This is a genomic window from Sphingomonas sp. Ant H11 (assembly GCF_000797515.1).
Lineage (GTDB): Bacteria > Pseudomonadota > Alphaproteobacteria > Sphingomonadales > Sphingomonadaceae > Sphingomonas.
Genome location: NZ_JSBN01000002.1, coordinates 53,822 through 76,605 on the forward strand (window position 1 = coordinate 53,822; position 22,784 = coordinate 76,605).

The following is a 22,784-nucleotide window of genomic DNA, read 5'->3' on the forward strand; positions in this document are numbered from 1 at the left end:
TGCTCACCGCTCAGCGCTCCAGCACATACTGGCCGGGTGCGTCGCAGAGCGGCGTCAGGCTCTTTTCAGCATTGCCCATCGGCGGCGGCGCCTGCGGACGGCCCGAATGGTCGCCGAGCCAAGCCGCCCATTCGGGCCACCACGATCCCTCGTGCGCCTCGGCCTGGTCCAGCCAATCATCCGGATCGAGCGCGGGGCCGTCAAGGACGCGGGTCGCGACATGATAGCTGCGGTGGCGATGCCCGGGCTCGGAAACGATGCCGGCATTGTGCCCGCCGCTGGCCAGGACGAAGCGAATCTCGGCGCTGCTCAGCCAGTGCAGCTTGTGGACCGACCGCCAGGGTGCGACATGATCGCGATCTGTCCCCACTACAAAGATTTGCTGACGCAGCGACGAAAGCGTGATCGTGCGGCCCTCGACCTTGAACCGGCCTTCGGCAAGATCGTCGTCGAGAAAGAGCGTGCGCAGATATTCGCTGTGCATGGCGTAGGGCATGCGCGTTCCGTCCGCATTCCATGCCATCAGGTCGGTCATGGGTTCGCGCTCGCCCATCAGATAGGTGCCGAGGATCTGCGACCAGATCAGGTCGTTGGATCGCAAAATCTGGAAGGCGCCGCCCATCTGTTGGCTGTCAAGATAGCCACGGCTCCACATCATGTTGTCGAGCAGATTGAGCTGTGCCTCGTCGATGAACAGGCCGAGTTCGCCCGGCTCGCTGAACTCGGTCTGTGCGGCGAACAGGCTGAGCGACGCCAAGCGTTCATCTCCGTCGCGGGCCATGGCCGATGCGGTGATCGCCAGCAGCGTCCCGCCGAGACAATAGCCGACACCGTGGACCTTGGCCGAGCCCGTGATCGCCGTGACAACGTCGAGCGCCGCCATCGGTCCGAGGCGTCGATAGGCGTCGATGTCGAGATCACGATCGGCGCTCACGGGATTATGCCAGGACAGGACGAACACGGTATAGCCCTCGGCCACCAGCCAGCGGATCAGGGAGTTTTCCGGCGAGAGGTCGAAGATGTAATATTTCATGATCCAGGCGGGAACGATGAGGATCGGCTCGGGGCGGACGATCCCGGTCGTCGGCGCATATTGGATGAGCTCCACCAGCGCATTGCGGAACACCACCTTGCCGGGCGTGACCGCGACCGTCTCCCCGGCGCGGAACGCCTCCGTCCCTAAGGGCGGCTCGCCTCGGGCGCGCCGCTCCGCATCCTCCATCCAATGCTTCGCACCCTCGACCAGGCACTCACCACCGGTCTCGATGATCTTGCGCTGGAGCACGGGATTGGTCGCGAAGAAGTTGGTTGGCGCGATGACGTCGAGCATCTGCCGTGCCGCGAACGCCACCATCTCTTCATGATGCCTGGACACGCCGCTGATGCCGGTGGTCGCCGCATGCCACCATTGCTGCGTGAGAAGGAAGGATTGCGAGATCAGGTCGAAAGGGAACTGCCGCCAGGCCGGACCGATAAAGCGCCGGTCCTGCGGTAGCGGCTCGATCGCCGGCGCGGCATCGACCTGCCCCACGCGTCGCACGGCATAATCGGTAATCCGCTGGACCTTTCGCCCTGCCTTGCCGGCAAGCTGCAGCCGCTTGCCCGGCGATATGGTGAGATGAGCACACCAGTCCAGCCCCGCCTGCATCATTGTCACCGGCGACAGGCCAGAGGTCATCTGCGCGATTGCCGCGGCCGAGGCATGGTCGAGCGTCTGGGCGATGCCGTCGAGCGGGTCGCACTTGGCACAGTCTGCGGACGTATCGATCATGGAGCGTTTCTCCGGGGGACGTCGCGGCATGCCCGGCATGGCTCGAAACAACATTACGTAATGTCCCCATATGCTTGTCCGTTAACGAGCGCACGCGCAGAATGCCTGCCATGTCTCCCGGGGCGCGGCTCTCCCAAACCGCCCGTCTCGGTGACCCATCAGGCTCCGGAGGGCCACCGCCAGTCGCGAACGGCAGGCATATCGATCCCGTGTGCCGCAATGTACCGCTTGTGCTCGACCAGCTGATCATCGATCGTCTGCTTGGCGTAGGCGGCCGCGCTATCGGGCAGCTCCACATGGTCGATAACCTTCCCCATGAGATGGAAGCGGTCGAGATGGTTGCGGACCACCATGTCGAAAGGCGTCGTCGTCGAGCCCTCCTCTTCGAACCCGTGGACGTGGATATTCTGGTGGTTGGTGCGCTTGTAGGTGAGCCGATGAATTAGTGCCGGATAACCATGATAGGCGAAGATTACCGGCTTATCCGTCGTGAAGAGCGCGTCGAACGCGCTGTCGCTGAGCCCATGAGGGTGCTGGCTGTTGGGCTGCAACGTCATCAGATCGACGACGTTGACGACGCGGACCTTAAGGTCGGGGAGTTGCATGCGCAACAGGCCGACCGCGGCCAGTGTCTCCAGCGTAGGAACGTCGCCAGCACACGCCATGACGACATCCGGCTCTCCGCTGCGATCGTTGCTGGCCCAATCCCAGATACCGATGCCGCGCGTGCAGTGCTTGATCGCCGCATTCATGTCGAGCCACTGGGGCGAAGGTTGCTTGCCGGCGACGATGACATTGATTCGGTCCCAGCTGCGCAGGCAATGGTCGGTGACAAAAAGCAGGGTATTGGCGTCGGGCGGGAAATAGACCCGCACGATGTCAGCCTTCTTGTTGACGACATGATCGACAAATCCGGGATCCTGATGGCTGAAGCCATTATGATCCTGGCGCCAGACGTGAGAGGTCAGCAGATAATTGAGCGAAGCGATCGGGCGACGCCAAGGCACCTCCTTTGCCGTCTTCAGCCATTTGGCGTGCTGGTTGACCATCGAATCGACGATGTGGATGAACGCCTCGTAGCAGGAAAACAGGCCGTGGCGGCCCGTCAGCAGATAGCCTTCCAGCCATCCCTGGCAGCAATGTTCGCTCAGCACCTCCATGACGCGTCCGCTGGGATCGAGATGGACATCGTCCGCAATCGTCTCCGCATCCCAACTCCGGTCGGTGGCTTCGAAGATCGTCTGCAACCGGTTGGATGCTGTCTCGTCCGGGCCGAAAACGCGGAAGTTGCGGGCTTGGGCGTTCTCCCGCATCACGTCGCGCAGGAACGTGCCCATCACCTGGGTCGCCTCGCCGTCGGTCTGGCCGGGATGAACGACCGGGACCGCGTAGGACGCGAAGTCGGGTAACCGCAGAGGGCGCATTAGAGCCCCGCCATTGGCATGCGGATTGGCACTCATCCGCCGGTCGCCGCGCGGAGCCAGAGACGCGATTTCGGGCCGAAGCCGCCCGCCATCGTCGAACAGTTCTTCCGGATGGTAGCTGCGCATCCATTCCTCGAGCAGCCCAAGATGCTCGGGCTTGTCCATCGTGAACGGAACCTGGTGCGCGCGCCAGAAGCCTTCACTCTTCTGCCCGTCGACGATCTTGGGCCCGGTCCAACCCTTCATGCTGCGCAGGACGATCATCGGCCAGAGCGGACGCGTCGTGACCCCACCTTCGCGCGTGGCCTTCTGGATCGCGTGTATCCGATCGACCGCATCGTCTAGCGCGGCCGCCATCGCCTGGTGCATCGCGTCCGGCTCCTCGCCGTCGACCAAGATCGGCAGGTAGCCATAACCGCGAAACAGCGCGTCGAGCTCGGTGTGCGAAATGCGCGCAAGGACAGTCGGACTTGCGATCTTGTAACCGTTGAGATGCAGGATTGGCAGAACGGCCCCGTCGGTCGCGGGATTAAGGAACTTGTTGCTGTGCCACGAGGTCGCCAGCGGTCCGGTCTCCGCTTCGCCGTCGCCGACGACGCAAGCAACGATCAGATCGGGATTGTCGAAGGCGGCGCCAAACGCATGCAGAAGCGAATAACCCAGTTCACCACCTTCATGGATTGAACCGGGCGTATCGGGTGACGCATGACTGGGAATGCCGCCAGGGAAGGAGAATTGCCGGAAAAGCTGGCGCAGGCCATCTTCGTCGGGACCGATGGCAGGATAGACCTCGCTATAGGTGCCCTCGAGCCATGTGTTGGCGACGACACCTGGTGCGCCATGACCAGGCCCGGCGATGAAGAGCGCATTGAGGCCGCGCGCCTTGATGACACGATTGAGGTGCACATAGAGGAAGTTAAGCCCGGGGGTCGTACCCCAGTGTCCAAGCAGCCGCGGCTTGACGTGATCCATCTTGAGCGGTTCGCGGAGCAGCGGATTATCGAGAAGATAAATCTGCCCAACCGAGAGGTAATTGGCGGCGCGCCACCAGGCGTGGATCAGGCCGATCTCATCGCTGGAGAGTGGCTGGCCATTTGCCTCGGGCTGCGGGTCCATGGTCATTCTTCCTGAAACTGAAAAGGCATGGGTTCCCGGCCGCCTAGCCGGAGCTGGTGTAATGCCGGAACGCTGATGCGCCACCGCGCAGCGCTCGAACTGCTTGCGCACCCATGAATGGCGCAGACCGCTCGCAACATGCGTATTGATACGGATGGCAGTGCCGCACACTTATGCCAGGCAATCACGTCGCTTCCGGCATCAGCTCAGCCCCCTACTCCGATACCGTCCTGGTTCGGCAGCGTGCGCGTGCCCCGGCCGCCAGCTCAACCACCTCGGCGGTGATTTCCTCCTGACGCGTCAGCCGTTCCTCGCGTTCAAGCGCCTGGAGTCTGGCGTCGATATTGGTTTTCGCGGCCGCCATCGTCGCCATGCGAGCCTCGTTTTCAGCGGCGAAGGCCTCGGTGGCCGCTTCGCACAACTGGGCGAAGACATATTCCTGGGCCAAGCGCTCGACGAGTTCGCCTGCCGTCAGATTGATCAGGGGTATCGACCCAACTGGCTCCGGCGGAAACATATCTGGATCGAGCGGCAAAAGACTGCGGCGGACGACCGACGCACCATGCCCTGCCGTCCAGACCGGATAGATCATTGCGACCGGGACCGCGCCGGCCATGGCCACATAGTCGTAGAGGGCGCCAAGCAGCTCGGTTGCCATATCGGCAAGCGCAGCGGCGCGACTAGGAAGGCTGGTGGCCCAGGCAACGGGCAGTGTCCGCTCGGCAGCAAGCGCGGCGGCACGATCGCCGACGAGGAAGATGTGCGCCACTCGGGAATCGCTCGCAGCGGCGTTCAAGACCTGCTCTGGAAAGGCGCCCGCGAACCCCTGCTCTGCGCCGAAGACGATAAGACCTGTCTTGCCCTTTGCGCTGTTCAGCGGCGGTGCCGCAGATCCTGTCTGTAGCTGCCGCGCCCTCCCAATCGCATGGCCCGCCGTCGCGGCATAGGCGCGGATCGCGGGCAACAACGCGCGGCCCTGCTGGGCACGGGCGCCGGCGATGCCGCGCATCGCATTGACCACCGCACCGAGTTGCCGCACCGTGGCGATCCGTCGCCCGACAGTGGCCAGACGATCGCTCATGTCGCGGCGCCAGCGCTGGAACTGGCGATCATCCGCTTTACGGCCGCCAACAATGCGGCCCGCAACGTCGCATCCATTGTCCCCTTTTCCTCGACCTGCCCTATGAGCTCGGCGGCATTGGCATCGAGCCATGACGGCAGCGTCGCGCGGATCGCAGCGATGTCGGGGATCGCCAGGGCATCCAGGAGGCCCTCCGTGAGCGCGATTGCCAGCGCCACCTGATCCACGACCCGCAGAGGCTGGAAGCGCGGCTGGGAGAGCAATGCGCGCAGCCGCCTCCCACGCTCGATCTGGGCCTTCACGCGCGGCTCTGGCTGCTCGCCGAAGCGGGTGAACATCTCGAGTTCGAGGAACTGGGCATAGTCGAGCCGCATCGTGCCGCTCGTGTCCCGCAGCGCCCGGGCCTGCGTCTTGCCGCCTACGCGACTGACGCTGGTGCCGACATCGACCGCGGGTTTGTGGCCTTCGGCGAACATCCGGGTGTCGAGCACGATCTGCCCGTCAGTGATCGAGATCAGGTTGGTCGGGATATAGGCGCTGACATTGCCGGCATCGGTCTCCGCGATCGGCAGCGCCGTGAGCGAACCGCCGCCCTTTTCGGGCGACATGCGGGCGGCGCGCTCCAGCAACCGCGAATGGAGGTAGAAAACGTCGCCCGGATAGGCCTCGCGTCCCGGCGGCTGGCCGGTCAGCAGCGCGATCTCGCGGTGCGTGGCGGCATGCCTGGTGAGGTCGTCGAGCACGACGAGCGCATGACCGCCCTGATCGCGGAAATATTCCGCCATGGTGAACGCGGCAAATGGCGCGACCCATTGCAACCCCGGTGCGGAAGCCGGGCTCGCGACCACGAAGATGCAGCGTTCCGGCGCGCCATGGCGGCGCACCTGATCGATCACGCGCGCGACACTGGAGGATTTCTGGCCGATCGCGACATAGATGCATATCATGTCGCTCGACCGCTGGTTGATGATCGCATCGACGGCGAGCGCGGTCTTGCCGGTCGCGCGGTCGCCCAGGATCAGCTCGCGCTGGCCGCGGCCGAGCGCGAACATCGCGTCGATGACCAAAATCCCGGTCTGCACCGGCTGAACGACGAGGTCGCGCTCGATAATCGACGGCGCGGGACGCTCCACCGGCTCGAACCGCTCGGCGACGATCGCCGGCCCGCCGTCGAGTGGCCGGCCGAGTGGATCGACGATACGGCCGAGCAGTCCCCGCCCCACTTGCGTGCGCACCACTGCGCCGGTGCCCGAGACGATGTCCCCCGCCTCGATGCTGTCAGCATCCTCGAGCATCACGCAGCCGATGCGATCGCGGTCGAGCGTTTGTACGAAGCCCGCCTGACCTCCGGCAAACTGCAGCAATTCGTCGAGCCGGGCCTCCGCCAAACCCGAGACCAGCGCTACGCCATCGCCGATGGATTCGACGCGGCCGATCTGGCGGACCTGTGCGCCGATTTCCGCCGCGGCCACGCGCGTCGCGGCCCGGGCAAGCCATTCATCCGCGGAGCCCGGCATGATCGTCCTCCTTGAGTGCCGCCAGCTGCGTGTCGAGATCGGCTCGCCAGCTGTTGCGGACGAGCATGTGCGGTCCATGGAGCTCGAACCCGGCAATCAGCGCGGGATCGACGGTGAAAGTCGGTGCTGCAAGCCCCGGCAGCGCCTCTGCGAGCTTTTGCACGCACCGCGCCTGGGCCTCCCCATCGAGCGCGGCCGGCGTCACGATGGCGAGAGGAGCGTCACCGGCCAGGGCCCGGCGTTCCTCGATCGGCAGGCGTTCGATCCGTTCGAGCAGGGCAGCGAACATCATATCGGTGGTGGCCCCGGCCGGTAGCCGGTGCAGCAACGCAGACGCCATCTGTCCCGCGAGCACCGCCGCTTTTTCCTCTAGCTGTGTCGCCATGCCCTTTTGCGCATCTCGACAGAAGCAAGCGCCTGCTTCGCTTTTGCATCGGTCTCGGTCGTGGCCGCATCAAGGAGGCGGCTGCGTTCGGCCTCTATGCTGGCCAGCAAAGCTGACCGGCGTGCCTCTCCATCGGCGGCGAAGGCGTCGGTCTGCGCCTTGAGATCCGCTTCCAGCTTGAGCGCAGCTGCCTTCGCAGACTCCGCATCGGCGAGCAGCTGGTCCATAGCCGTCTGGCGCGCGGTGATAGCCCCCATCACCGGACGAAACAGGAAGCGTGCGAGCAGCCAGACGAGGATGACGACGTTGATCGCCTGCAGCGCCAGCGTCCACCAGTCGATACGCATGTCAGGCGAAGGGATTGGCGAAGAGCAGCAGCAGCGCGATCACGAGACAATAGATCGCCATCGTCTCGATCATGGCCAGGCCCACGAACAGGGTGCGCGAGACGGTGTTCGCCGCCTCAGGCTGGCGAGCGATCGCGTCCATCGCTGCGGCGACCGCCTTGCCTTGGGCGAGTGCTGGCGCGATCGCGCCGATGGCGATGGCGAACGCCGCGCCGAGGATGCTGACGATGTGGATCCAGTTCATGAAGAGACCTCGTGGTTCGGCGCTTTCGGGGATGGGTTCGCTTCGCTGATGGCGCTGCCGATAAAGACCATTGCGAGCGCGCCGAAGATGTAGGCCTGGACGGCTCCGGTCAGCATCTCGAGCGCCATCAGCGGGATCGGTACGAGCAACCCGGCAAGGCTCAGCACGACGCCGATCATGAACACGCCGCTCATGACATTGCCGAACAGGCGCACCATCAGGGAGAAGCTGCGGGTAAACAATTCAACGAGATTGAGCGGAGCGAGCAGGATCGACGGCTGTGCAAAGCTGCGCAGATAACCGCGCGCGCCAAGCGCCCGGACACCGAACCAGAGCGTCGCGCCGAACACGATCAAGGCCAGCGCCGCGTCAGTTTCGAGGGCCGCCGTAGGCGGTTCGACGCCCGGCAAAAGCGATGACCAGTTTGCGACGAGCAGGAAGATGAAGAGCGTCCCGATCAAAGGCAGATAGGGCCGGGGCTCCGCGTCCATCGTCTCGCGAATCTGGCGCGCGATCACATCGACCACCAGTTCCAGCGCCGCCTGGGTCCTGGTGGGACGAAGGCCGAGCCGCCGGGTCAGAAACCAACAGCCGATCGTCAGCACCGCCATGATGCCCCAGGTCGTGACAACCGGCTGGCTGATCGGAACCGGCCCGATCGTGAAGAGGATATGGCTTTCGAGCGGAGAAGCGATCTTCACGACACCGCTCCCAGTCGGTGCAGCACGACCTGTCGCGCCGCCATGAACCCAGCCGCGGCCGCGAGTAGGCCCCCCCAGCCCTGCCTTGCGGCAACGAGCAGCACGCCGAGCGTCAGGAGCATCCGGCCGAGCCGCAGGCCGAGCGACAGCATAATCGATCCGCCATGGACGAGCAGGTCAGCGTCCTTCGCGATAGCGAGGTAATGTGCTGTTCCGGCAGCGGCGCCGAGCAGCAGAAACAGGAGGACGGCCCAGGGCGTCATTGCCGCCCGATCCACTTCCAGGCCGACCAGCAGCCGAGGCTCACGCCAAGGATCAGCAGCGGCGCGGTCCAGAAGATGCCGCTGGACAGCCGATGGTCGAGCCAGCGGCCGATCGCGAGCGCGATCAGCGCCGGCACGACGATCTGCCAGCCAAGAACACCGATCTGGCCGAAATTGCGCGCAAAGGAGGGCAATCCCCGCGCCCTGCGTCGGCGTTCGGCGCGCTGTTTGACCGCGTCCACGAGCCGTTCCTGCTCGGGTGGCAGAGCCTCGGTCATAGACCGATCTCCGCCGGCCCGCCTTGCAGAGCCTCGACCATGCGCCGGATCGCGCGCATGCGCAGCCGCGTCGCGGAGGTGCGACCGCTGCGTTCGGCATCACCGCGCTCGCGGTAACGGCTAAGCACTACCGTCTCGAGTTCGTCGAGATCGTCGCCGACATGCGCCTCGCGCGTCGCGATCGCGACCTCCTTGCCGCCACTCACCGTCAGAATGCCGTTGCGTACCGCGCAGTAGCCGGCGCGCCCGTCCATGTCGCGCCAGGAGACGACCGAGATGTCGAGCGCGGTCAGGAAATCGGCGTGGCCGTTCAGGATGCCAAAGCTGCCCGTCGCATCCTCGGCGCGGATCGCGGCGACCTCCCGGTCGACCATGATCGCGGTGGGATCAGTGATGCGCAGCCTCATGGCTTGGGCCCCACCTTGCCGCGCGCCTCTTCCAGGTCTCCGACCATATAGAAGGCACTTTCGGGCCAGTCGTCGGCCTCGCCGCCGAGGATGGCGCGCACGCCATCAAGTGTGGCGTGGAGTGGCACCGATCGTCCGGGCTGGCCTGTAAAAGCCTGCGTTACGACAAAAGGCTGCGTCAGGAAGCGCTGGAGTCGGCGGGCACGGCCAACGATCAGCCGATCCTCCTGTCCCAGTTCCTCCATGCCGAGCAGCGCGATGATGTCCTGCAGCTCGCGATAATGAGCGATCGTCTCGCGGACCTTTTGGGCCAGCGCATAATGGTCCTCGCCCACGACCAGCGGATCGAGCAGGATCGAGGTGGAGGCAAGCGGATCGATCGCCGGGTACATGCCCTCCGCGGCCATCGTGCGTGACAGGAGCACATTGCTGTCGAGATGCGCCGAGATCGCCGTCACGGCAGGATCGGTGAAATCATCAGCGGGCACATAGACCGCTTCGATCGCGGTCACCGATGCGCCCGCGACCGAGGCGATCCGCTCCTGGAGCGCCGCGACTTCGCTCGCGAGCGTCGGCTGATAGCCGACCCGCGACGGCATCCGCCCCAAGAGCCCCGAAACTTCGCTGCCCGCCTGGACGAAGCGGAAGACATTATCCATCAGCAGCAGCACATTGCGTTTCTGCTCGTCGCGAAAATATTCGGCGATGGTAAGCGCGGTCAGGCCGACCCGCCAGCGCGCGCCCGGCGGCTCGTTCATCTGTCCGAAGACCAGCACGGTCTTCGCGATCACGCCGGAAGTGCGCATGTCGGTGAGCAGTTCATGCCCTTCGCGCGAGCGTTCGCCGATACCAGCAAACACCGACACGCCCTCGTAGCGTGCGACCATCGCGTTGATCAGTTCCATCACCAGCACGGTTTTGCCGACCCCGGCGCCGCCGAACATCGCCGCCTTGCCGCCTTGCGCGAGGGGCGCAAGCAGATCGATCACCTTGATCCCGGTCTCGAACATCGTCGTCGCTGTGCTCTGGGCATCGAGTGGCGGCGGTTGGCGATGGATTGGGCGAAGCGGAACGTCCACTGGAAGTGCCGCCCCGCCGTCGCCAATGACGCCGGTGGCATCGAGCAGGCGGCCCAGAACCGCATCGCCGACCGGTACCATGATCGCTGCACCCGTGGCCTCGACATGGACGCCGCGCGCGAGTCCGCTGGTGGTCTGGAGTGCGACCGCTCGGACGGTGCGCGCATCGACATGGCTCTGCACCTCGGCGATGTGCATTCCCGTTGGGGTTGCGATGCACAGCGCATCGTTGACTGGCGGGAGCGAGCCGGCGGCAAATTCCACGTCGAGCACGGGACCGCGGATCGCGCAGACGCGTCCGCTCGCCTTATCGATGTCGGTTGCCGCGGTGCTCATCTCAAGTTTCTCATAACGGGAGCTAAAGCGAGATCGGGCGCCATCGATATGCGGGACAATACGGATGCTCGTCTCTGCGCCGCGGCTTCGCCGGATCGCTAATGCAATCCGGTCTGGCGAAGTCTGATGCGTCCCGAATTCCAGGACGCCAATTTCGCTGTTCTGTCCGGCTCACGCTTCCCCGGTGGTGCACCTGCCGCAGTCCTGCGGCGCATCGTCGGCGGCCATCAGCAGAACAGGCGCGAAACCGCCACCGGCGGTGCGCATATTGGTGGTTTGGCCCTGATATAGTCGCGCAGCGGCAACAAGTGGCTCCCCATCATAGGTGTAGAGACGGACGTCGATCTTGCGCTTGACCATCTCTCCATCCAGCCGGATGGTCCGCTCGCTTGGCCGCACATAGGCTTGGGCGACATAGTCGCTCTCCAGGATCTCGGCCCACACCGATTTCGTCAGCTTGTCGCCACGATAGGCCGCTTTGCTCCCATACCCTCCGGCCGGCTTGAAGAAGAATTGCCTGCGGCCCGCCCAAAGCCGCTCGGCGGAAGCCTTGTCGACCCGTTCGGTTGCCGGAATCCCGGCAACAAGCGTGTCGACAATTGCCGGGTCGAAACCCCATTCCCGCAGCTGCGCGGTGTCGGACAGCAGGGTGAGATTGCGCTTGTCGGCGAATTTCGCGTGGACATGGGGATTGGGCGTTACGACCACCGAGCCATCGAGATATGCCGCTCGCAATGCCGAGTGCTCGGGTCGATCGAGCGAGAAATCGACGAGCCGGTTGTAGATGAGATCCACATTCCGGTCCCCATAGCGAAGAGTGCCGGACGCATAGGCGAATTCAGAAGGATCGGCGATGCAGACGCTATGGCCGGCCCGCTCCAGCAAATGGCGGGTCAGCAGAAACTCGGGAAACAGATATTGCGATACGGGATCGTCATCGACAATGGCGATAGAGACCGGTTCGCCGCTGCCGCGTTGATAGCGCCATTCCTTCGAGAACATGCCCGCGACCACGGTCTCGAAGGGATCTGCGCGAAGAAAATCTGTCGGCTCGGAAGGACAGCAGACTCGTTGCGCCCGCGCGAGCACGGCATTCAACATTGCTCCTCCTGCATTGGTATTTATTTCGATCAGGGCCGGGCCGCGCTCGCTCAGATGGAAGTCATAGCCCATGAAGACGCCGTGCGGACCAAAGTCCTGTCGGGCACTTACTGGCGCCCAGGCCATGGTGGCTGCTAGATAATCCGGGTGGCGGGCGACCGTCTCGATCGCGGCGATGATGCGCTGCATCCCGGCGAGTTGGGACGCATTGATGAACACCGCGACGTCCGAGAATAGATGTGGACGCGTTTCCAGATATGACGCTCCCATTGCCAGATCGCCCGTCTCCCGGACGAGGGCGTCGCTCAGGGCGGCGCGATCCAAGGTGACGCAAACGCATTCCGGACGTCCGTTCTGGAGGTCTGAGACTCGGGCTTCCTCTAGGCTCGGCACGCTATCGAGCTTCCCTGGAATAGAAACTGGACCCAGAACATAGCCTGATCCTTCTTTGGCTCATGCAAATTTCATTTCACGTGAGCGGCAACGACTTCGCCCTCCGCGCGATGACCTAAGAGGCTCGCTCACGGCGCGATCAGGCCCTGTTCCCGGGCGGCATCGTCATAAAGGAAGGCGGTATTGGGATCAGGATGACCATAGCGATCAGAATCCGTTTCTCCCAGCCGGGTCAGCATATCCCTGATCAGCGCGAGACGGGCCTGGTGCTTGTCGTCCCCTCGCACCACCGTCCAGGGTGCTGCGATGCTGTGCGTGCGGGCGAGCATTGCATCGCGCGCCTTGCTATAGGCCTTCCAGCGCTTGTTCGCCTGATCATCGATCGGGCTGATCTTCCACTGTTTGAGCGGATCCTCGCGTCGGGCGGTCAGGCGTTTCTTCTGTTCCGCCCTCGAGATATCGAGATAATATTTTACCAGCGTGACCCCGCAATGTTCGAGCAACTGCTCGAACATCGGGACGGTCGTCAGAAACTCCTCATATTCCTTGTCGGTGCAAAAGCCCATCACGCGCTCCACCCCGGCGCGATTGTACCAGCTACGATTGAACAGGACGATCTCGCCGGCAGCCGGCAGATGAGGGACCCAGCGCTGGAAATACCACGACCGGCGATCGTGATCCGATGGGGGCCCGAGTGCCACCACCCGGGTTTCGCGCGGGCTCAAGTGCTCGACGACACGCTTTATCGTGCCGTCTTTGCCGGCCGCGTCGCGCCCTTCAACGATGACCAGCACCTTGCGGCCATCCTCGATAATTCCCCGCTGCAGGGCGGTGAGCCCGATCTGGAGCGCGCGCAGCTGCTCGGCGTAACGGGGCTCGTTCTTCGCCTTCACCACCGGTTCTTTCTCCTGTCGGCAATCATACACACCACGGTAGCGGGCCGCGAGGGGCCGGGGCCGCACTCGTGGGCCGGTCTCAAACAGCGGCACCAACGGCATTGTGCTCCACCGCTGATGCCCGACTCATGCCGCCCCGACTGATACCCGCCAGCCGGGTGCGCTTCAGCAGCAGCGCGTTGACCGCGACGAGTGCGGAGCTGCCCGACATAGCCAGCGCAGCGACCTCGGGGCTCAGCAGCACCGGATAGAGCACACCTGCCGCGAGTGGAAAGGCGATCACATTGTAGCCGACCGCCCACCACAGATTTTGGTGCATCTTGCGAAGCGTGGCGCGTGAGAGCGCTATGGCACCGACAATATCATAAGGATCGCTCTTCATCAGGACGACATCGGCGCTTTCCATCGCGACGTCAGTGCCCGCCCCGATCGCAAACCCTACGTCGGCCTGGGTAAGCGCGGGGGCATCGTTGACTCCGTCACCGACCATGCCGACACGCTGGCCCTGGGCCTGCAGCTCCTTGACCTTCTCCGCCTTTTGACCGGGAAGCACGTCGGCAAGGACGATGTCGATGCCAAGCTCATCGGCGATTCGCTTGGCCGTGCCGGCGTTGTCGCCGGTAATCATCGCGACCTTGACGCCGCGCTCCCGAAGCGCCGCGACGGTCGCCTTCGCGGTTGGCCGCGCCGCATCCGCTATGGCGATCAACCCGAGAATCTCGCCGCCGCGCGCAACATGGACGACGGTGCGCCCAGCCCCTTTCAGGCGTTCGCCAGGTTCCTCGAGGGCACCCAGCGCGACTTTTCCTTCATCCATGAGGCGCCGGTTGCCAAGCAGCACGGTTGCGCCCTCGACTTGGGCGCTGGCGCCCTTCCCCTCGATATTGGCAAAGTCGCGCGTCTCAGGAAGGGTGATACCGGATGCACCTTCGAGGACCGCGATCGCAAGCGGGTGGTCGGAGTTGCGCTCGATCGCGCCGGCGATGCGAAGCACCTCGTCCCGGGTTATGCCTTCCGCTGTGACAACCTCGACAACGTTGGGCCGGCCCATGGTGAGCGTGCCCGTTTTGTCGAACACGATGACGTCAAGCTTGGTCGCATCCTCGAGCGCGCTGGCATTCTTGAACAGGATGCCGTTCATCGCGCCAAGGCCGGTGCCGACCATTATCGCCATCGGCGTGGCAAGGCCAAGGGCGTCCGGGCAGGCGATCACGAAGACCGTGATCGTCATGGTCAGCGCAAACAGCAGTGTCCCACCCAGCATCCAGTACCAGATGGCGAACGTCGCGAGACCGATCAGAATTGCCGCGAGCACCAGCCACTGCGATGCCCGGTCGGCGAGCAGTTGTGCCGGCGCCTTCGAGTTCTGCGCTTCCTGGACGAGCTTGACGATCTGGGCGAGCGCGGTGTCGGCGCCCACCTTGGTCGCACGGTAGCGGAAGCTGCCGCTGCGGTTGATCGTCGCGCCGATCACTGTGTCGCCGGGCGCCTTCGACACCGGCATCGATTCGCCCGTGAGCATCGACTCGTCGACCTCGGATTTGCCTTCGAGGATTTCGCCGTCGACAGGAATCTTGTTGCCCGGCCGGATCAGCACGACATCGCCGGCCAGTACCTCCGCGGTCGGCACTTCGACGTCCTTTCCGTCCCGCTCCACGGTCGCCATAGGCGGCGCCAGATCCATGAGCGCGCGGATTGCCTGGGACGCGCCGGCGCGGGCGCGCATCTCCAGCCAATGGCCGAGCAGGATGAAGATGAGCAGGACCGCGGAAGCCTCGTAAAATTGCTCGCCCTTGAACAGGAATGTCGACGCCACGCTGAACAGATAACCGGTACCGACGCTCAACAGGACGAGCACCGCCATGTTGAGCACACCGTTTCGAAGCGCGCGGATCGCGGCGACCACGAAGGGCCAGACCGGATAGAGGATCGCGGCGCTGGCAAGCAGGAACAGGGTCAGGTCGAGACTGAGTCCGAACATCGGTTTCAGCAGGGGATGGTCCAGGCCCATTGGCGACAGCGCGAAGATCGGCAGGCCAAAAACGAGGCTGACGATAAACCTGTTGCGCATGTCGCGCGCCATCGTCGCCATGTCCTTGCCGTCGCCATGGCCCATCTCGTGCGCCATGGCGTCGTGTTCGGCCGTCACGGGCTTGCGATCGGGAGCAACCGATTTGGCGGCGACTCCATCGGAACGATGATCGGCAGGGTGCGTCGCGGCGGGCAAGACAGAGGACAGGGTTGTGCTTCCGATCACGCACACATGCCGCGGGACGAGCCGGCCGCCGCAATGGAAGCCGCAATCCGCGATCTTCTCCTCTATCGCGGCTTCGCTGGTGCGCGCTTCATCAAAGCTGACGGTGACGCTGTCGGAGGCGGCGTTCGCGGAGACCCGCGTCACGCCGGGAACCCGCAGCAACTGCTTTTCGACCCCGAGATGGTCGAGTGTTCCGAATGATCCACGCAGATCGAAGGTCGACGTCTTCAAGGCAGGTCTCCGAAATCGAGGCAAGGCGCTGCCGACGGGTCGGCAGCCATAGATGCGCCCGCCGCGAAGGCCTGCGCGTGTGGGCCAGTCATCACGGCTGACCTATTGCCGCCGATCACCCATGAAGCGCAGCAGGAACAGGAACAGGTTGAGGAAGTCGAGATAGAGCGTCAGCGCTCCCATCACGACCGCCTTGCCGCGAAACTCGGTACCGGCCACATCGAAGTAGACGCTCTTGATCTTTTGCGTGTCAAACGCAGTCAGGCCCGCAAACAGAAGCACGCCGATCGCGCTGACGATGAGATCCAAAGTGGACGACCGCAGGAACATGTTGACAATCATGGCGATGAGCAGGCCGACGACGCCCATGATCAGGAAGGTCCCGAACGCCGACAGGTTCCTCTTGGTAGTGTACCCCCACAGGCTCAGGCCTCCGAAGGCTGCGGCCGTAACGAAGAATGTGCGTGCGACACTCACGCCGGTATAGGCGAGAAGGATGGTCGACAGCGACACGCCCATCAGGATCGCATACGTCCAGAACAATGCCTTGACGGTGGGTTCGGACAGCCGGTTGATACCGACGCTTAGCGTGAAGACGAGGGCGAGCGGTGCGAAGACCGCTATCCATCCGAGCAGTGTCGGAGTGCCGCTCGCGGCGAAAAACACGGCGCGTACCCCGGCGCTGTTCGCAACCAACATCGCGACGATCCCGGTCAACAACAGACCGCTGGCCATGTAGTTGTAGACTGCGAGCATATATGTTCGCAGTCCCGCATCGAAGGCGACCGCGGGGATTACCGGATTCCTGCCAGCAGTAAGCGGCGATGTGGTCGGTTTCAGCGGATCTGCCATAGCCAGTGCTTCTTCTCGGTGTGGCGGTTTCAAGGTTCAGTCACTTCGGCGAGGCGACCGGCACCGTACATGCAGCCGCGCCAGTCTGTGCGCCGCGTCCCGATGCCGGGCGGACGGCTGAGCGGTTCCCTCGGGATTTGCGCCGGTCGGCTGGCAGGGAATTCATCGCTGACCCGCTCCTGCGTCACGCTTTGCCCCGAACAGGCGCGCGAGGTGGGGCACGAACGGTGGAACGGTCTTTGTGTAGCGACGATAGGCATCGCCAAATTCGGCCAGCGCCTCACGCTCCTCGGTCCGCGCCAACCGCAAATACATGACGACGAGCACCGGGAACATCGCGAGCGTCAGGATCGTCGGCCATTGCAGCAGGAACCCGAATATCACCAGCACGAACCCGACATATTGCGGGTGCCGCACATAGGAATAGATGCCCTGGGTCGCGAGCTCGTGGACCTTTTGCGCGTCGTACAGCGCCTTCCAACCTGTCGAGATCAGAATGAACCCGCCGCCGATCAGGAAAAAGCTCATGATATGGAATGGCCCGGCATGCGGATTAGCCCGCCAGCCGAAAAGCATCTCAAGCAGATGCCCGGCATCATGTGAGAACCAGTCGATATTGGGATAATGGCTCTGCAGCCACCCGGACAGGACATAGAGGGTCAGTGGGAAGCCGTACATTTCGACGAACAGCGCCACAAGGAACGCGCTGAATGCGCTGAACGATCGCCAGTCCCGAGTGGTTCGCGGCTTGAAGAAACTGTAGGCGAACAGGATGAACACCGCCGCATTGACGACGACGAGATCCCAAAGGCCATAGGCTTGCGCATGGCCCGTCACTGGCCCTGAACCTCATGGGGCGAACGATCGGCCCCCGGCTGCGGTGTTCCATCGTGACTATGCCCATGTCCGTGATGCATGAAGAGGTGCATCAGGGGACACGACAGCAGCAGCAGAAAGGGCAGCGCGCCAAGTACATGCGCGCGATGCTCCGTGAACAGCAGCACGAAACCGAGCGCAAGAAAGCCCATCATCACGATGCCCGCGCGCGACGTCAGGAAATTCTCTTTCCCAGTATGTGCCGGTCGTTGCCGTTCCATGATCACGTTTCCTTGAATATAGAACTCGTTAAAAATTGCTGATTGCTCACTTGCGCTGCGCCGTCCTAGGGACGCTGCCAATGACCGATCCAATTGTGGAATGCGGCGAAGAGACCTCCCACGGCTGCTCCGAAGACGATCGACCAGCACAACCCCGCCCCCAGCGCGACGAACGATCCCGGCGGAGCTGGCGTGAACATCGTCACAAACATGTGTGACCCGATCGGACCGAACAAAGTCGCCGCGAGCCAGCAAAGCACGAAGACAGTGGAAAGAGCGGCAGCGCTGCTCGCGGCACATCGTATCACACTGAGCTTGCTTGCATCGGTCATGACGGCTTCCTTTCCCCCCAAATTTGGGCCGGATCGAAGACAGCCACTATACGTATTCCACCCAAGGCTTGGTCACTCGACGCTGGTCGATGCTGCCGTCAGCGGGAGGGCATCGCCCATGCCGCAGTCCTTGGCGTGACAACCATAAACCGCCGCATCGTACGGGAGAGATGCGCGTGGTCATTGAACCTCGCATCCGCTGCGGCTGCCATAAGGGGCCGTCAAGCGCTCGGAGGCCGCGCATAGCCCTGCAAGGCCAATGAGCCTTGCCGGACATCGTGGCCATTCCGGTCGGTCTGGGATTGTCTCTTGACCTGATTCTTCTTTTCGGGCTGGCGATGTTCGGTCTCTATCTATGGTGCAGGGCCGAGCGGGAATCCGGCTGGGTCCTCCCCTTTTTGTGCGATGTTCCAAGCAAATGAGTAGCGAATAGAGAAGCGTAAGACGCAAAGATGTCTCCCCGGAGCCTTTGATCCGTCCTCGTAACATTACGCATATTGAGTCGGGAGCTGGGTCCATAGTTCTGGTGGCGAAGAAAGGTTCTTCACCGCCAGGTTTCCTCGGCGGGTCTTGTAAACTCAGCCAAGGAGGCTTCCACCATGTTGCTCAAGAAGAAGATCACCATCGCGCTTGCTGGCCTCGCCATGCTCGGCGCCGCGCCCACCTTCGCCCAGGGCATCGGCCACAGCTTTTTCATGCGCGGATCGATCGTCGGCAAAGACTCGACCGGAACGGTCGTCTGCGTCGGCAAGGCCGATGGCGCGACTGTCGGACAGGTCCTCGAGGTCTACCGTGTGCAAAGCACGCCTGGTCCTTCGAAGACCCCCGGCGCGGGCTTCCGTCGCGTGGCCGTCGGGCACGTCAAGATCGATCATATCTTCGATGACCATTTCGCGCATGTGAGCGTCGCCGATGGCACTCCCGCGGTCCACGACATCGTCGAACTCCGCAAGAAATAAGCTGGCAGCGGGGACGGCGATCGCCGTCCCCTACCATCAACGCGACACCTCGCTGCGAAACCAGACCGGCACCAGCGCTCGCAATCAAACGACGAACACCGGACTTGGCGCTCGGGGACATGAATTGAAAGGAATCGAGATGCGTTTCAGGAAATCAATATCGCTGGCCCTCGCTGGTATCGCCCTCGCCGGCGCGGTTCCCGCTCTGGCGACCGGCATCGGCCACACATTCTTCATGCGCGGATCCATTGTCGGCAAAGACACGACCGGAACGATCGTGTGTGTCGGCAAAGCCGATGGCGCGACAGTCGGACAGGTGCTCGACGTCTATCGCATGAAGACGCTGCCCGGCTCCGGCTTCAAAGGAACTGGCCCCGCTTATCGTCGAGACCTCATCGGCCACGTCAGGGTCGACCATATTTTCGATGACCATTTCGCGCATGTGAGCGTCGCCGACGGCACGCCCGCAGTTCACGACATCGTCGAGCTCCGCAAGAAATAAGGGAGTGCCGGGGAGGGGCTTGCCGCTCCCCATGATGCCTGATGGCGACCGCAAGCAACGAAAAATCGCGCGGCGTTTGAGCGGACAGGAGAGCGGCGATGATCGACCGACGTCCAAATATTTCTCTTGACCCTGGACCTAGGTCCAAGCGGCACGGTGCCTCCGAGACTTGCCATGTCACGGCTTAGAATCGGTGAGCTGGCCGAGGCTGCCGGCGTTCGAAAGGATACCATACGCTATTATGAGCGCACCGGCCTGCTCCCCGCTCCGCAACGGACCAGTGCAGGATACCGCGTCTATCATCCTGCAGACGTCGAACGCATCAAGTTCGTTCGCGCTGCACAGGGGCTCGGTTACACCCTCACCGAAACGCAGGCGCTCCTGCTGGTGCGGGCCGGAGACGCCCTCGCCGGGTCGGAGATCCTCGCCGTCACGCGGGTCAAACTGCACGAAGCACTGGCCAGGGTGGAACAGCTCAAGCTTATCGAAACAGGCCTTGAGCAGCTGGGTGAAGCGCCCTCGCACGAAGCCGAAAGCGACCCTTGCCCGATCCTCTTTCTGGTTCGGGACGGGCGGCTGTCTCAATTGGCCGCAGATCAACCAGAACAAATTTCCGTGGGAGAGGACCACACCACCTGCACCGGGAAGGACTGAACATGAAATACTCTATCTCGCTGGGATTGCTACCACTGGCGCTGCTCGGCGCTTGCGCGACCATTCCGCCGACTAGCGCGCAGATCGCGAGCTGCAAGGCCATGGAAGACAATATGGGTCTCGCGACGCCCCATGATCACAACGAGATGAAGGGACAGGGGCGCAACCCGATGAATCTCTCGCACGATCGCTGCCTGCAGATTCTCAAGCAGCAATGACACCCTGATCCGTCGGTCGAGCACGCTTATCAAGCTCGTCCGACGGGATTTGCGTTCGACCGCTCACTCTCATTCGGAGACACATCATGAAGACTCACCTCACGAATACGTCCGGGAAGATCGTCTCGGGGCTCACAGCCCTTGCGCTTCTCGGAACGCTTGCTGCGTGCGGCAAGAAGACGGACGGCACGCAAAACCAGGCTGCCTCCAATGCCTCTGCAAGCGCGCCCGGCGCGCTTGAAAACGACACCGCCGCCGCCACGGACTCTGTCGGGACCGACAACGCGGCGGCCGATATGGATGAGCGCCACCGTCAGGATATGGACCACAGCGACATGCGCCGGGGTGGGCCGATGATGCCCAATGGCGCCCCGCCTACGAGCACGCCCGACAACAGTCAGTCCGCCCCGATGAAGGACATGTAAGCAAAGCGGGCGGGAACGCCCGGCGCTGCCTGGGCCGAGCAAGATCAAATCGAAGGAATAATGCCGCGACCTTTCGAATGGTCGCGGCAACGGAGACGCGCCATGACATATTTCACGATCGGAAAGCTGTCGCGTGCGCTCGGCATCCGTCCCGATACCATCCGCTATTACGAGCGCAACGGTCTGCTTCCTCCGCCCGCCCGGTCTTCTGCCGGTTACCGCACCTATGGCGACGCCGATCTCGAGCGCGTGCGGTTCATCCGCAAGGGGCAGCTGCTGGGTTTCACGCTTCGCGAAATCGGAAGCCTGCTCGATTTGCGCGCGTCCGACACCGCGACAACTGCCGATGTCCTGGCCATCACCGAGAGCAAGATCAATGAAGCGACCACCCGTATCGATGATCTGACCCGCATCAAGACCGCCCTGTCCGCCCTGTCCGCCCAATGCTCGATCGACATTCCCATCGCGGATTGCCCGATCCTCGCGCATCTCGCGAGCATTCCCAGGGAAGACGCACCAGGGCACGGAAACCCTCCTGCAGCCGGCGCGGTGAAGGCGCCCTCATGAGACCCGTTTTGCAGCGCTTGGGTCCGCCGTTGCTTTGGCCCGGCCGGTCCCCGTCGCTCCGCCGCCGAGCAGGTTTGGCCTTGGCTATCGTCGCTGCAGCTGGCGGCCTGGCCCAGCCTTCTGTTGCGGAGAGCCAGCCCGCCCAGGGTCGTGGCACGAAAACGGATCTTGTCGGTATCTGGTCGTTCGATGCCCGGTCCGGATGCGAGACCGGCACAGCCTGGGAGTTCAGGGCAGACGGCTCTTACAACGAACTCCGTTTGCCCGACCGGACACCGCGCGCCACCGGGAAGTGGTACGAACTCGGTGACACCATCTTCTATTCCCTGGCGCGGCCGGAGACCGCCGCCCCGGGGCCGCCCGAAAACGCATGGTGATCATCGAACGCGAACCCGATCGCCTCGTCGCATTGGGCGGTCGCAGGGTTCGCCACGTGATGCACCGGTGCCCGCGATGACCGAGAGCCTCATCGTGGAGGGCATCCACTGGATCACGCGGGCAATTGAAGTCACGGGGACGGCGATCATCGTCGTGGGCGCGGGTTCTTCGCTGATCAGATTCCTGCAGCAATCCGTGAAAGGTCCGATCGACCAGCATGTGGTGGGCAGCTTCAGGTCGAGCCTTGGCGAAGCCATTCTTCTCGGACTCGAATTCCTGGTCGCGGCCGACATCATCAACACCATCGCGATCCAGCCCACGCTCAGCAGCCTCGCGGTCCTTGCCGGCATCGTACTGATACGAACCTTCCTGAGTTTCTCGCTCGAGGTCGAGATCAAGGGCCGTTGGCCGTGGCAGAGAGCGACAGGAACCCCACGCGATGATTGAGTGTCGTCGCCGGCTCCTGGCGGCCAGGCGACGACGCCGGGCGAATAGGAAATTACGTATATTGGCCAAAATCCATCTGTGGTCCCTCAGAACCGTGGCCAGCCGGATGATCGGCCAGGTCATTGCAATGGAGTATTGATTATGATCATGACAGGTTCTTTCCGCTTGCGCGCGCTTGCGCTGGCAGGTTCCATCTTGCTGTCGCCCGCCATCGCTTCCGCCCAAGGGCAAGCCGCCGGCCAGACTTCGGCCCAGCCCGCGCCTCCCGCCGACAGGTCGATGCCGGCAGGCGGCATGATGGAGAAGCACGACGCGATGCCGGGCATGGCCGGCATGCCGATGCAGCACGACAAGATGCCCGCGGCCATGCCTCCGATGGCGAAGAAGGCCGGATGCTGCGGCATGAAGAAGAAGCCGATGGCCAAGCACAAGGCCGCCCCGCACCGCCATCCGAAACCCGCCGCCGCGAAGCCGGCGCCGATGCCCGCGGACAAGCCGATGCCCATGAAGGATGACATGTAAGGAA

At 63.4% G+C, this 22,784-nt stretch carries 28 protein-coding genes; 10 read left to right on the plus strand and 18 right to left on the minus strand.

Annotation, left to right across the window (positions count from 1 at the left end; genetic code table 11):
* Positions 1 to 10 precede the first annotated feature (10 nt).
* The 18 genes from NW75_RS00500 to NW75_RS28005 all read right to left on the minus strand — a co-directional run bounded on the left by NW75_RS00500 (position 11) and on the right by NW75_RS28005 (position 17,926).
* Positions 11 to 1,771 carry a PHA/PHB synthase family protein gene (locus tag NW75_RS00500; protein ID WP_010405662.1) on the minus strand — a complete coding sequence of 587 codons (1,761 nt, stop codon included), beginning with the start codon at positions 1,769 to 1,771 and terminating at the stop codon, positions 11 to 13.
* A gap of 158 nt (positions 1,772 to 1,929) precedes the next feature.
* Positions 1,930 to 4,311: a phosphoketolase family protein gene (locus tag NW75_RS00505; protein WP_033963140.1), complete on the minus strand. Its 2,382-nt coding sequence runs from the start codon at positions 4,309 to 4,311 to the stop codon at positions 1,930 to 1,932.
* A 214-nt stretch (positions 4,312 to 4,525) separates the two neighbouring features.
* A complete protein-coding gene (locus NW75_RS00510) occupies positions 4,526 to 5,392 on the minus strand; it encodes a F0F1 ATP synthase subunit gamma (RefSeq protein WP_010405659.1) in 867 nt (288 codons plus the stop codon).
* A complete protein-coding gene (locus NW75_RS00515) occupies positions 5,389 to 6,909 on the minus strand; it encodes a F0F1 ATP synthase subunit alpha (protein WP_033963044.1) in 1,521 nt (506 codons plus the stop codon). The genes NW75_RS00510 and NW75_RS00515 overlap by 4 nt, the downstream gene beginning before the upstream one ends.
* Positions 6,890 to 7,294: a hypothetical protein gene (locus NW75_RS00520; RefSeq protein WP_052191966.1), complete on the minus strand. Its 405-nt coding sequence runs from the start codon at positions 7,292 to 7,294 to the stop codon at positions 6,890 to 6,892. The genes NW75_RS00515 and NW75_RS00520 overlap by 20 nt, the downstream gene beginning before the upstream one ends.
* Positions 7,279 to 7,641 (minus strand): hypothetical protein, encoded by a 363-nt coding sequence (locus tag NW75_RS00525; protein WP_033963045.1) that lies wholly within the window; start codon positions 7,639 to 7,641, stop codon positions 7,279 to 7,281. The genes NW75_RS00520 and NW75_RS00525 overlap by 16 nt, the downstream gene beginning before the upstream one ends.
* Position 7,642: 1 nt before the next feature.
* Positions 7,643 to 7,885: a F0F1 ATP synthase subunit C gene (locus NW75_RS00530; protein ID WP_010405656.1), complete on the minus strand. Its 243-nt coding sequence runs from the start codon at positions 7,883 to 7,885 to the stop codon at positions 7,643 to 7,645.
* Entirely contained in the window at positions 7,882 to 8,586 is a 705-nt protein-coding gene (locus NW75_RS00535; protein WP_010405655.1) for a F0F1 ATP synthase subunit A, read from the minus strand. The genes NW75_RS00530 and NW75_RS00535 overlap by 4 nt, the downstream gene beginning before the upstream one ends.
* Positions 8,583 to 8,849, minus strand: a complete 267-nt coding sequence (locus tag NW75_RS00540) for an N-ATPase subunit AtpR (protein WP_010405654.1) — start codon at positions 8,847 to 8,849, stop codon at positions 8,583 to 8,585. The genes NW75_RS00535 and NW75_RS00540 overlap by 4 nt, the downstream gene beginning before the upstream one ends.
* Positions 8,846 to 9,127, minus strand: a complete 282-nt coding sequence (locus NW75_RS00545; RefSeq protein ID WP_010405653.1) for an AtpZ/AtpI family protein — start codon at positions 9,125 to 9,127, stop codon at positions 8,846 to 8,848. Before NW75_RS00545 ends, NW75_RS00540 begins: the two co-directional genes overlap by 4 nt.
* Positions 9,124 to 9,534, minus strand: coding sequence for a F0F1 ATP synthase subunit epsilon (locus tag NW75_RS00550; RefSeq protein WP_010405651.1), 411 nt, complete (start codon positions 9,532 to 9,534; stop codon positions 9,124 to 9,126). Before NW75_RS00550 ends, NW75_RS00545 begins: the two co-directional genes overlap by 4 nt.
* The gene (atpD, locus tag NW75_RS00555; RefSeq protein WP_010405650.1) at positions 9,531 to 10,949 is read right to left on the minus strand and encodes a F0F1 ATP synthase subunit beta; all 1,419 of its coding nucleotides are present in this window, start codon (positions 10,947 to 10,949) and stop codon (positions 9,531 to 9,533) included. The genes NW75_RS00550 and atpD overlap by 4 nt, the downstream gene beginning before the upstream one ends.
* A 171-nt stretch (positions 10,950 to 11,120) precedes the next feature.
* Positions 11,121 to 12,374 carry a hypothetical protein gene (locus tag NW75_RS00560; protein WP_231564832.1) on the minus strand — a complete coding sequence of 418 codons (1,254 nt, stop codon included), beginning with the start codon at positions 12,372 to 12,374 and terminating at the stop codon, positions 11,121 to 11,123.
* A gap of 197 nt (positions 12,375 to 12,571) precedes the next feature.
* Positions 12,572 to 13,336, minus strand: coding sequence for a polyphosphate kinase 2 (gene ppk2, locus NW75_RS00565; RefSeq protein ID WP_231564834.1), 765 nt, complete (start codon positions 13,334 to 13,336; stop codon positions 12,572 to 12,574).
* 82 nt (positions 13,337 to 13,418) lie between these two features.
* A complete protein-coding gene (locus NW75_RS00570) occupies positions 13,419 to 15,851 on the minus strand; it encodes a heavy metal translocating P-type ATPase (RefSeq protein WP_231564836.1) in 2,433 nt (810 codons plus the stop codon).
* Between the two features lie 78 nt (positions 15,852 to 15,929).
* Positions 15,930 to 16,679 (minus strand): Bax inhibitor-1/YccA family protein, encoded by a 750-nt coding sequence (locus NW75_RS00575; protein ID WP_010405646.1) that lies wholly within the window; start codon positions 16,677 to 16,679, stop codon positions 15,930 to 15,932.
* A 162-nt stretch (positions 16,680 to 16,841) separates the two neighbouring features.
* The gene (locus NW75_RS00580) at positions 16,842 to 17,516 is read right to left on the minus strand and encodes a methyltransferase family protein (RefSeq protein WP_010405645.1); all 675 of its coding nucleotides are present in this window, start codon (positions 17,514 to 17,516) and stop codon (positions 16,842 to 16,844) included.
* Positions 17,513 to 17,926 carry a DUF2933 domain-containing protein gene (locus NW75_RS28005; RefSeq protein ID WP_231564837.1) on the minus strand — a complete coding sequence of 138 codons (414 nt, stop codon included), beginning with the start codon at positions 17,924 to 17,926 and terminating at the stop codon, positions 17,513 to 17,515. The genes NW75_RS00580 and NW75_RS28005 overlap by 4 nt, the downstream gene beginning before the upstream one ends.
* A 448-nt stretch (positions 17,927 to 18,374) precedes the next feature.
* On the opposite strand from NW75_RS28005, the gene NW75_RS24845 reads away from it, so the two are divergent.
* From NW75_RS24845 to NW75_RS00630, 10 genes are all read left to right on the plus strand, one after another.
* Positions 18,375 to 18,530: a hypothetical protein gene (locus NW75_RS24845; protein WP_197057680.1), complete on the plus strand. Its 156-nt coding sequence runs from the start codon at positions 18,375 to 18,377 to the stop codon at positions 18,528 to 18,530.
* A gap of 177 nt (positions 18,531 to 18,707) precedes the next feature.
* The gene (locus NW75_RS00595; RefSeq protein WP_010405642.1) at positions 18,708 to 19,067 is read left to right on the plus strand and encodes a hypothetical protein; all 360 of its coding nucleotides are present in this window, start codon (positions 18,708 to 18,710) and stop codon (positions 19,065 to 19,067) included.
* A gap of 139 nt (positions 19,068 to 19,206) precedes the next feature.
* A complete protein-coding gene (locus NW75_RS00600) occupies positions 19,207 to 19,569 on the plus strand; it encodes a hypothetical protein (RefSeq protein WP_010405641.1) in 363 nt (120 codons plus the stop codon).
* A 174-nt stretch (positions 19,570 to 19,743) separates the two neighbouring features.
* Positions 19,744 to 20,223, plus strand: a complete 480-nt coding sequence (locus NW75_RS00605; RefSeq protein ID WP_033963057.1) for a MerR family transcriptional regulator — start codon at positions 19,744 to 19,746, stop codon at positions 20,221 to 20,223.
* 2 nt (positions 20,224 to 20,225) lie between these two features.
* Positions 20,226 to 20,441: a hypothetical protein gene (locus NW75_RS00610; RefSeq protein WP_010405639.1), complete on the plus strand. Its 216-nt coding sequence runs from the start codon at positions 20,226 to 20,228 to the stop codon at positions 20,439 to 20,441.
* 86 nt (positions 20,442 to 20,527) lie between these two features.
* A complete protein-coding gene (locus NW75_RS00615; protein WP_010405638.1) occupies positions 20,528 to 20,866 on the plus strand; it encodes a hypothetical protein in 339 nt (112 codons plus the stop codon).
* 102 nt (positions 20,867 to 20,968) lie between these two features.
* A complete protein-coding gene (locus tag NW75_RS00620) occupies positions 20,969 to 21,433 on the plus strand; it encodes a heavy metal-responsive transcriptional regulator (protein WP_010405637.1) in 465 nt (154 codons plus the stop codon).
* Positions 21,434 to 21,513: 80 nt separating this feature from the next.
* The gene (locus NW75_RS24185) at positions 21,514 to 21,810 is read left to right on the plus strand and encodes a hypothetical protein (protein WP_156142944.1); all 297 of its coding nucleotides are present in this window, start codon (positions 21,514 to 21,516) and stop codon (positions 21,808 to 21,810) included.
* Between the two features lie 76 nt (positions 21,811 to 21,886).
* Complete coding sequence (locus NW75_RS00625; RefSeq protein WP_033963148.1) at positions 21,887 to 22,258, plus strand: DUF1622 domain-containing protein; 372 nt, start codon at positions 21,887 to 21,889, stop codon at positions 22,256 to 22,258.
* A gap of 141 nt (positions 22,259 to 22,399) precedes the next feature.
* Positions 22,400 to 22,780, plus strand: coding sequence for a hypothetical protein (locus NW75_RS00630; protein WP_033963060.1), 381 nt, complete (start codon positions 22,400 to 22,402; stop codon positions 22,778 to 22,780).
* Positions 22,781 to 22,784: the final 4 nt, after the last annotated feature.